A 6,669-nucleotide genomic window follows, 5' to 3' on the forward strand; every position below is an offset into this window, starting at 1 on the left:
ACGGTGCATTCGTCCCCACCGTTACCGCTTCGTCACCGACGGTGACTCCTGAAGGGAGCAACGATGCTTCGCTTGCGCAGAAAACGCCTGCTGGCACTGGCCGGCCTGGCGACCGCGGCGTTCGCCGCCGCGGCCGCGCTCGTCCCCGCCGCTTCGACGGCCGCGCCCGCGAGAACCGAGGCCGCGGCCGGGAAAGTGGTCGGCTACTTCACCGACTGGGGCATCTACGACCGCAACTACCACGTGAAGAACATCGAGACCTCCGGCTCGGCGAACAAGCTCACGCACATCAACTTCGCCTTCGGCAACGTCACCAACGGCGGCTGCGCGATCGGCGACGCCTGGGCCGATTACCAGAAGACCTATGACGCGGCGGGCAGTGTCGACGGCGTCGCCGACACCTGGGACCAGCCGCTCGCGGGCAGTTTCAACCAGCTCAAGAAGCTGAAGGCCAAGCACCCCGGGCTGAAGATCATCTGGTCGTTCGGCGGCTGGACCTGGTCCGGCGGCTTCGGGCAGGCCGCGAAGAACCCGGAAGCCTTCGCGAACTCCTGCTACAACCTCGTCAACGACAAGCGCTGGGCCGGCCTGTTCGACGGCATCGACCTCGACTGGGAGTACCCGAACGCGTGCGGCCTCACCTGTGACACCAGCGGTCCCGACGCGCTGAAGAAGCTGCTCGCGGCAGTGCGGGGAAAGTTCGGCTCGTCGAAGCTCGTCACCGCCGCGATCACCGCGGACGGCAGCAACGGCGGCAAGCTCGACGCCACCGATTACGCGGGCGCCGCGCAGTACGTCGACTGGTACAACGTGATGACGTACGACTTCTTCGGCGGCTGGGCCGCGCAGGGACCGACCGCGCCGCACTCGCCGCTCACGTCGTACAACGGCCTTCCCACGCAGGGCTTTTACTCGGATGCCGCCATCCAGAAGTTGAAGTCGAAGGGCGTTCCGGCCTCGAAACTGTTGCTGGGCATCGGTTTCTACGGCCGCGGCTGGACCGGCGTCACGCAGAGCGCGCCCGGCGGCACCGCCACCGGACCGGCTCCCGGCAAGTACGAGCAGGGCATCGAGGACTACAAGATCCTCAAGACGAGCTGCCCGGCGACCGGAACCGTCGCGGGCACCGCGTACGCCAAGTGCGGTTCGAACTGGTGGAGCTACGACACCCCGTCGACCATCGCGGGCAAGACGTCGTACGCGAGGTCCCAGGGCCTCGGCGGCACCTTCTTCTGGGAGCTGTCCGGCGACACCTCGAACGGCGAGCTGATCACCGCGCTCGCCAAGTAGCCCGTCCGATGCGGCCGGGGCGCCGATTCTGTCGGTGCCCCGGTTTATCGTGCTGCGGGTGAAGTTCAGCGGATTCGGGGAGCACGCCGTCGAGTTCTACGACGGGCTGCTCGCGGACAACACCAAGGCCTACTGGGACGACAACGTCGCGATTTACAAGGAGCACGTCCGGGCTCCGATGGAGGCGCTGCTGGCCGAACTGGAGCCGGAGTTCGGCGCGGGCTTCGGCGAGGCGAAGGTGTTCCGGCCCTATCGCGACGTGCGGTTCGCCAAGGACAAGACGCCGTACAAGACGCACTGCGGCGGCGTGATCGAGTCCGGCCGCGGCGGGGGAGCGTATTACGTCGAGGTGGGCCCGGCCGGGCTGCGCGTCGGCGGCGGCTGCTTCCACCTGGCCTCGGACCAGCTGGCCCGGTACCGCACGGCGGTCGACACCGAACTGCACGGGCCCGCGCTGGAGAAGATCCTGGCGAGCTTGCGCAAGGCGGGCTGGGAAATTCTCGGCGACCGGCTGAAGTCCAAACCGCGCGGGTTCGCCGAGGACCATCCGCGCCTCGACCTGCTGCGGCACCGTTCGGTGTACGCCGTCCGCGCCTGGGAGCCGGACGACTTCCTGCATGAGCGCGAGGCACTCGACCGGGTCCGGAAATCATGGCGCCAGCTGCGGAAGTTCAACGAATGGGCGCGCGACCACGTCGGGCCGAGCGAGCAGCCGCGCCGCTGAACCGGGCATCCCCCGCACGGGTGGTTCCGGGCCGCACAGGGGTGCGCGGCCCAGCGCCGCGGCCCAGCGCACGCCGGTGCCCGGAACTGAATCCTTCCCGCGTTCTTCCCCCGGAGTTTCGGGATCGGTACAGACGCGAGCGGCCCAAGCGACTAGGCTCTCCGGACGTGAGCCGACGCGCGAAGATCGTTTGTACATTGGGTCCCGCGACCTCCACGCCGGAGAAGATGCGGGCACTCGTCGACGCCGGGATGGACGTCGCGAGGATGAACTTCAGCCACGGCAGCCACAGCGACCACAAGCAGGTCTACGACCTGGTCCGGTCCGCGGCCGCCGAAACCGGCCGGGCGGTGGGGATCCTCGCCGACCTGCAGGGACCGAAGATCCGGCTGGGCACGTTCGCCAGCGGATCGGCGGAGTGGCACACCGGGGACGTCGTCCGGATCACCGTCGAGGACGTCGCCGGAACCCACGACCGGGTCTCGACCACCTACAAGGGACTCGCCAAGGACGCCAAGCCGGGCGACCGGCTGCTGGTCGACGACGGCAAGGTCGGCCTGGTGGTCAAGGACGTCGAGGGCCCGGACGTCGTGTGCGAGGTGACCGAGGGCGGCCCGGTCAGCAACAACAAGGGCGTGTCGCTGCCCGGGATGGACGTCTCGGTGCCCGCGCTGTCCGAGAAGGACATCGAGGACCTGGAGTTCGCGCTGCACCTGGGCGTCGACTTCATCGCACTGTCCTTTGTGCGCTCGCCCGCCGACATCGACCTCGTGCACCAGGTCATGGACCGCGTGGGCAAGGGACGGCTGCCGGTCGTCGCGAAGATCGAGAAGCCCGAGGCGGTCTACAACCTCGAGGCCATCGTGCTGGCCTTCGACGCGGTGATGGTCGCCCGCGGCGACCTCGGCGTCGAACTGCCGCTCGAGCAGGTCCCGCTGGTGCAGAAGCGCGCCATCCAGATCTGCCGCGAGAACGCGAAGCCGGTCATCGTCGCCACGCAGATGCTGGAGTCGATGATCAACAACTCCCGCCCGACCCGCGCCGAGGCGTCCGACGTCGCGAACGCGGTCCTCGACGGCGCGGACGCGGTGATGCTGTCCGGCGAGACGAGCGTCGGCCGGTACCCGATCGAAACGGTCCAGACGATGGGCCGGATCGTCGAGGCCGTCGAGACGGATTCGCCGGTCGTGCCGCCGCTGTCGCACGTGCCGCGCACCAAGCGGGGCGTGATCTCCTACGCCGCCCGCGACATCGGCGAGCGGCTCAACGCCAAGGCGCTGGTCGCGTTCACCCAGTCCGGCGACACCGTGCGCCGCCTCGCGCGGCTGCACACGCGGCTGCCGCTGATGGCGTTCACGCCGGAGCAGAGCGTCCGCAGCCAGCTGGCGCTCACCTGGGGCACCACGACCCAGATCGTGCCGCGCGTGGACTCCACCGACCAGATGATCCAGCAGGTCGACCACGCGATGCTCGAAATGGGCAAGTACCAGCGCGGCGACCTCGTGGTGATCGTCGCGGGCTCCCCGCCCGGGACCGTCGGGTCGACCAACCTGATCCACGTCCACCGGCTCGGTGAAGACGACCACGCATAAGGGACGTGCCGGACCTCGGTTGCATAGGGTTCCGGCATGACTGAGATGGCCAGGGAAGCCGCCACCGGACTCGACACGAGCACCGGTGGCGGCGGGCAGCCGGTGCTGGACAAGCTCGTCGCGCTGCTGGACCTGGAGAAGATCGAAGAGAACATCTACCGCGGCGTCTCGCCCGCGCACTCGCCGGTGCGCGTGTTCGGCGGGCAGGTCGCCGGGCAGGCGCTCGTCGCGGCGGGCCGGACCGTTCCGGAGGAGCGGCGGGTCCATTCGCTGCACGCGTACTTCATCCGCGGCGGCGACCCGAGCGTCCCGATCGTGTACGAAGTGGACCGCATCCGCGACGGCCGCTCGTTCACCACCCGGCGCGTGGTCGCGGTCCAGCACGGCAAGGCGATTTTCTCGCTGTCCGCGTCGTTCCAGAAGGACGAGCCGGGCATCGACCACGCCGAGACGATGCCGCCGGACGTGCCGGATCCGGAGTCGCTGCCGACCTTCCCCGAGCTGACCGCGGGCTACGGCCTGCGCTTCAGCGAGCACCCGCGGCCGATCGACATCCGCTACATCGGCGAACCGCCGTGGGTCACCCGCACCACCGGCGAACGCCCCACGCACCACCGCGTCTGGATGCGGGCCGACGGCGTGCTTTCCGACGACCAGCTGCAGCACGTCTGCGTGCTCACCTACGCCTCGGACATGACCCTGCTCGACTCGGTCCTCGCGCGGCACGGCGTGTACTGGGACGTCGACAAGGTGCTCGGCGCGAGCCTCGACCACGCGTTGTGGTTCCACCGTCCATTCCGGGCGGACGAGTGGTTCCTCTACGACAGCACCTCGCCGAGCGCCTCGGGCGCCCGCGGGCTGGCCACCGGCCGGTTCTTCACCCGCGACGGCTTGCACGTCGCCACCGTGGTCCAAGAAGGACTGCTGCGGGTCCGGTAAGGACATCCGGCCTACGGGTGACCACTCAGAGTGGCTGTCTGCAAGGAAATCGTCGGAAACTGCCACACTCCCGTGGCGAAATTGCGCGGGAAAACACGTCTGAGTAATACCCGCGAGACGAAGGAAGGTGCCCGGGACCGGTCGGGGGTCGGTCCCGGACACCTGGTCGTCCGCTTTAGCGCGGTGTCCGCGAATAGCCGGGACGGCCGTCGTCTACGCTGCTCAGGGCCGTCGGCGCGGCTGGATTCGCGTCTCGGCCCGCAGGATGCCAGAGTACAAGCGCACTCTGCATAATGCAGGTCGGAACCACGTGTCGGCATCTCCCCGGAGCGACGGCGGGAATTCCCCGGTGTGATTACTCCACTGACAAGTCGATCACCTGGTTAGATATGCGGTGCGGGCAACAATACGACCGGAGGTGCTGCCGTGGCGAGAGGCCAGGGACCGACCGTTCGCCGCCGGCGCCTCGCGAGCGAGCTGCGGAGGCTGCGCGAAGCCGCCGATCTCACCATCGACGAGGTCGGCGAGAAGCTGGAGTGCTCGGCGTCCAAAGTGAGCCGCATCGAGACCGGCCACGTCGGCGTCACCCCGCGCGACGCGAGGGACATGCTCGCGCTGTACGGCATCACCGGCGACGAGCAGGAAGCGCTCGTCCAGCTGGCGCGTGAAGCGCGCAAACGCGGCTGGTGGCACGCCTACAACGAAGTCTTCACCGGCACCTTCGTCGGCCTCGAAGCCGACGCGAGTTCGCTGCGCGCGTTCCAGGCGCTGCTGGTTCCGGGGCTGCTGCAGACCGAGCGCTACGCGTTCTCGGTGATCCGCGCACTGCGCCCGGACGCCGAAGAGGCCGAGACCCGCCGCCGGGTCGCCGCGCGGATGGCGCGCCAGCAGCTGCTGGCCGACGACCCGCCGGTCGAGTACTGGGCGGTGATCGACGAGGCGGTGCTGCACCGCGTGGTCGACAGCGCCGAGGTGATGGCCGAACAGCTGTACCGGATGAGCGCGATGGCCGAGAAGCCGAACGTGACCGTCCAGGTGGTGCCGTTCGGAGCCGGGGCGCACCCCGGCATGGAGGGACCGTTCCTCATCATGGGCTTCCCCGAGCAGGCCGATCCCGACGTGGTCTACGTCGACGACAGCACTTCCAGCGGCCTGTACCTCGAACAGCCCGAAGACGTCCGGCGCTACGCGCTGATGTTCGACCACCTGCGCGCAGCAGCGCTGAAACCGGACGATTCGGTGGCTCTGATCACCGACGCGGCCGGCCGGTTCGCCGAACAGGCCGCCGCGGTTCAGGAACCGAGGAAAACCAACCCGAGACAGTGAGGATGTGGGGACCATGATGGCCGACCTTTCCGGTGCCCAGTGGCGCAAGAGCAGCTACAGCGGCGGCGGCAACGACTGCGTCGAGGTCGCCTTCGTCGCAGGCGGCGCCGCGGTGCGCGACTCCAAAGACCCGGAAGGCGGGGCGTTCCGCCTGCCCGCCGCCGCCTGGCAGGGGCTGCTGGACGCGGTGCGCGGCCAGGGACAGGCTTGACCCGTTCGCTCGGCTGATCGCTGCACTAAGACCCCTTACCCCGCTCGACCTGGACTTCCCTAGTCGAAAGCGCGGGTAAGGGGTCTTTTCGCGTCCGGGTGTAGGCGATCACCTGATGTCCGGGAGGGGCCCTCAGCACGAAAGTGGTCTTCAGCAAGGAACCACGACCCGCTGGGGAGAGAACAATGAGCGACTACAACTGGGACGCCACCCGCGCCGAGGTGGACTACCGGATGGCCGAACTGCGCCGCGCCGCCCGCCAGGCCCGCCTGAGCCGCGGCAACCGCGTGGTCCGCTGGGTGCGCGCACACCGCATCACGAACGTCGAGGTGCCCCGCCAGCAAAGGCGGACCGCGACGGTACCGGAGGCAAGGGCGCGACATAGCGCTTGAGCCCCGGGCCCGGGCCGGGGACGGTAAGGGGGTCGGGCGGGGCGGCAGGCCGGAACACGGGTTCCGGGGCGGCCGCTCCGCCCGCCGGACCACCTGGCCCGCGGTGCCTGCTGGGGCGGAGTTTCCGTTCCGTTCGCTGGACGGATCCGATCCGCGACGCTTGCTGGGGTGGAGCTTCTGTTCCGTTCGCCGGGC

General features: G+C 69.1%; 7 protein-coding genes. All 7 read left to right on the top strand.

Translation table 11 applies throughout. The features are described from left to right. Positions 1–63: 63 nt before the first annotated feature. The 7 genes from ACZ7SW_RS33010 (at position 64) to ACZ7SW_RS33040 (ending at position 6,474) form a co-directional block, all read left to right on the top strand. A complete protein-coding gene (locus ACZ7SW_RS33010; RefSeq protein ID WP_470234269.1) occupies positions 64–1,290 on the top strand; it encodes a glycoside hydrolase family 18 protein in 1,227 nt (408 codons plus the stop codon). 58 nt (positions 1,291–1,348) lie between these two features. Next, positions 1,349–2,014 carry a DUF2461 domain-containing protein gene (locus ACZ7SW_RS33015; protein WP_470234270.1) on the top strand — a complete coding sequence of 222 codons (666 nt, stop codon included), beginning with the start codon at positions 1,349–1,351 and terminating at the stop codon, positions 2,012–2,014. 167 nt (positions 2,015–2,181) lie between these two features. Further along, a complete protein-coding gene (gene pyk / locus ACZ7SW_RS33020; RefSeq protein WP_470234271.1) occupies positions 2,182–3,606 on the top strand; it encodes a pyruvate kinase in 1,425 nt (474 codons plus the stop codon). 36 nt (positions 3,607–3,642) lie between these two features. Beyond that, positions 3,643–4,545 (top strand): acyl-CoA thioesterase, encoded by a 903-nt coding sequence (locus tag ACZ7SW_RS33025; protein WP_470234272.1) that lies wholly within the window; start codon positions 3,643–3,645, stop codon positions 4,543–4,545. Positions 4,546–4,971: 426 nt separating this feature from the next. Then, positions 4,972–5,871: a helix-turn-helix domain-containing protein gene (locus ACZ7SW_RS33030; RefSeq protein ID WP_470234273.1), complete on the top strand. Its 900-nt coding sequence runs from the start codon at positions 4,972–4,974 to the stop codon at positions 5,869–5,871. A 13-nt stretch (positions 5,872–5,884) separates the two neighbouring features. After that, positions 5,885–6,082 (top strand): DUF397 domain-containing protein, encoded by a 198-nt coding sequence (locus ACZ7SW_RS33035; protein WP_470234328.1) that lies wholly within the window; start codon positions 5,885–5,887, stop codon positions 6,080–6,082. A gap of 185 nt (positions 6,083–6,267) precedes the next feature. Continuing rightward, positions 6,268–6,474 (top strand): hypothetical protein, encoded by a 207-nt coding sequence (locus ACZ7SW_RS33040; RefSeq protein WP_370939002.1) that lies wholly within the window; start codon positions 6,268–6,270, stop codon positions 6,472–6,474. Positions 6,475–6,669: the final 195 nt, after the last annotated feature.

Source organism: Amycolatopsis sp. NPDC114484, from assembly GCF_055633755.1.